The sequence below is a fragment of the Pelistega indica genome (assembly GCF_000506865.1).
GTDB lineage: Bacteria > Pseudomonadota > Gammaproteobacteria > Burkholderiales > Burkholderiaceae_B > Taylorella > Taylorella indica.
The window spans coordinates 1-2540 of the sequence record NZ_AYSV01000048.1; the positions used below are offsets into that span (position 1 = coordinate 1).

Genomic DNA, 2540 nt, shown 5'->3' on the forward strand with positions numbered 1-2540 from the left:
TCAGCACTTTTTTAGATACCCATTTACTACACAAGGAGGGCACAGTATGAGCTATGAGGAACAACGAGACGTTCCCGAACTGCCTGAAGTTATTTACCCTTGCTCTACACAAAGCCCCTACCTAGGGGCACTTGGGCAAGCGATGTACAATATATTCTTTTCGATGGCAGGTATCCCTGACAGTTCCATAGGGGTATCGGGAATGTTTTATGAGAAAAATAACGAGTGTTGGATGTATTTCCATGCAGGGGAAGATAACAAGCTTTATCTTGACTTTTATGATGGTATCGTTAGCGAGGATACGTTTATCAATACGCAGATAGTTGACTTCAATATCGTTGAGGACGGCAAATACGGCACCCTGCTAGTAGACGCAAGTAGTCAATAATCACACAATACTGATAGTTTAGTATATACTTTAACATTACGACGTATGGAGATATCTATGGAGAACAAAAAATGGGAGCCTCGCCCATTTATCGAGGGGATGACCCTGAGTGAGTTTAACCGATTATCAGGGTTGCGTATCGACACTGCCGCCGCTGAGCATATTGGCAATATGTATAACGTTAGTTTACTTACAATGGTACCCTACTCTAAGGGCCATCACCTCATTCTCTATAGAGATGAAGCTGAACAAGCCATCCAACGTATTCTCAATGAGCGTAACAAATTTAAGACTAGCATTATCGAAGATATGCGCAGTCGAGACGAGCTTCGCAAAGAGAATGAACAGTTGCGACGTGCCCTTGTTGAACTACAATTACAGTTAGCCAATAAGGATGACTAGACCTCACGAAGACCTTACAGGTCAACGCTTCGGGCAGCTTACAGCCGAGTCGTACTTAGGGCAAAACCATTGGCGTTGTCGTTGCACTTGTGGCGGCACTCGAGATGTGCGAGGAGCTTACCTCAAAAACGGTAGAGCGACAGCATGCCTTGCCTGTAAGGGACGTGCACCTATTCGTAAGAGCACTAAATTTGTTGTCGGTGCTACTATAGATGGCATCACACTGATGAAATATCTAGGCGCCCATAGATGGGAAGCCTTATGTGCCTGTGGCAACCACTTTGCCACTACACAAACCACTATAGAGAACTCCCACTTTATGATGTGCCCTAAGTGCACGTTGCATATCAATAGGGCAGTCAAAAAAGCACGGCATGCAAAATAATTTTTAATCATAGGTTGCGTAACTTACCTACGCAACTTTTTTTGTGTGTATAATGTGCACATTAACATCACAATTAATCTTATATCACATAAAAAGGACATCAAATGAACACAACCACACAAGGCGCTACTAATAGTACCTTACCAATATATTACTCATACCAAGATTTAGAGAGAATCTTCGGGGTAACCCGTAGCACCATTCTCCATTGGGTACGTAAAGGTGAGTTAGAGCCACCGCTTCGCTTCGGTCATCGCAATGTGCGATGGACGCAACAAGCACTAGACAACTTTATTGCTTCGAGAGAGCGAGTACAGTATGCCTAGAGACTATAAAAAAGAATACCGTGAGTACCACAGTAAGCCTGAGCAACGTCGCAACCGAAGCCTACGAGTACTGGCCAGACGCAAGATGGCAAAAGAGCTTGGGGAAGATACCATCGAGGGCAAAGATATCGACCATAAACGCCCCTTATCACGGGGTGGCACTAATGCTAGGTCTAATTTACGAGTGCTGAGCGTAGCGAAGAATAGAGGACGAAAATGAAAACACTGCAACTAAAGTTTACGTTTGATGCCACCTGTGTTAATGACTTATTAAGACAGACACAAACGATTATGCCAACCATCATACGCTTAATACAAGGCATTACGCCAACTTGGGCAGATGATATTGTTGTGTATTCTAGAAGTACTGATGGGAAGCATCTAGCTATCCATCCATTATCGCTTTATTTACAATCTTAAATCACACAATAAATAATCTATATAGATATGGACACAATGTATGGAGATTAACATGGACCATCCAACGGAACATTATGAGACGCTTTGCGACCTCTTTTACGCCTACGGGTTTACCCTACCAAATTGGTATTCGTTACCTGTCGGCCTGCGTAGTAGCCTAGCTACGGAACAGGATACGCTTGCGATACTAGCAAGCGAGGAGTCAGCACTTCCTGTGTTATACGACAGCGTGCCAGCTAGCCATCAGCTAGGCGTACCAAAGTCGCCAGATAGAGACCCCGACATGATACGAGTTAAACGTAATGCTCGTAATACTGCCCTTATTGACATCGCCATTGTCAGAGGTGACAACAGTGCCACAGGGCTAAACCTAACGACGGCGGAAGCCTACCGATTAACGAAGCTGCTAACGCACGTCATTATTGAAACCTCACAACAACAGGCAGCGTAAAGATGACCACTATCAACAATACGAAAATTGTCGTATTAGATTTTGAGACCTATTACGACAGAGACTACTCATTGATCAAAAATGACCACCCAAGAATATATCCAGTCGCCTCAGTTTGAGGTGATTGGCATGGGCATTAAGATAGATGACAACCCTGTTGGGTGCTGA

The 2540-nt window shown here is 44.0% G+C and carries 7 protein-coding genes; all 7 read left to right on the forward strand.

Going from position 1 to position 2540, the window contains the following annotated elements; all coding sequences use genetic code 11:
* Nucleotides 1-388: hypothetical protein (locus V757_RS18300; RefSeq protein ID WP_218184480.1), on the forward strand; the 388-nt coding region annotated here is incomplete at its 5' end.
* A 57-nt stretch (nt 389-445) separates the two neighbouring features.
* Nucleotides 446-790: an MreC domain-containing protein gene (locus V757_RS18305; RefSeq protein ID WP_023949887.1), complete on the forward strand. Its 345-nt coding sequence runs from the start codon at nt 446-448 to the stop codon at nt 788-790.
* Nucleotides 783-1175: a hypothetical protein gene (locus V757_RS18310; protein ID WP_023949889.1), complete on the forward strand. Its 393-nt coding sequence runs from the start codon at nt 783-785 to the stop codon at nt 1173-1175. The genes V757_RS18305 and V757_RS18310 overlap by 8 nt, the downstream gene beginning before the upstream one ends.
* 104 nt (nt 1176-1279) lie before the next feature.
* Nucleotides 1280-1501, forward strand: a complete 222-nt coding sequence (locus V757_RS18315; protein WP_023949891.1) for a helix-turn-helix transcriptional regulator — start codon at nt 1280-1282, stop codon at nt 1499-1501.
* Nucleotides 1494-1721 (forward strand): HNH endonuclease signature motif containing protein, encoded by a 228-nt coding sequence (locus V757_RS18320; RefSeq protein ID WP_023949893.1) that lies wholly within the window; start codon nt 1494-1496, stop codon nt 1719-1721. Before V757_RS18315 ends, V757_RS18320 begins: the two co-directional genes overlap by 8 nt.
* Nucleotides 1718-1921, forward strand: coding sequence for a hypothetical protein (locus tag V757_RS18325; RefSeq protein WP_023949895.1), 204 nt, complete (start codon nt 1718-1720; stop codon nt 1919-1921). Before V757_RS18320 ends, V757_RS18325 begins: the two co-directional genes overlap by 4 nt.
* Before the next feature lie 214 nt (nt 1922-2135).
* Nucleotides 2136-2372 (forward strand): hypothetical protein, encoded by a 237-nt coding sequence (locus tag V757_RS28355; RefSeq protein ID WP_147628840.1) that lies wholly within the window; start codon nt 2136-2138, stop codon nt 2370-2372.
* Nucleotides 2373-2540: the final 168 nt, after the last annotated feature.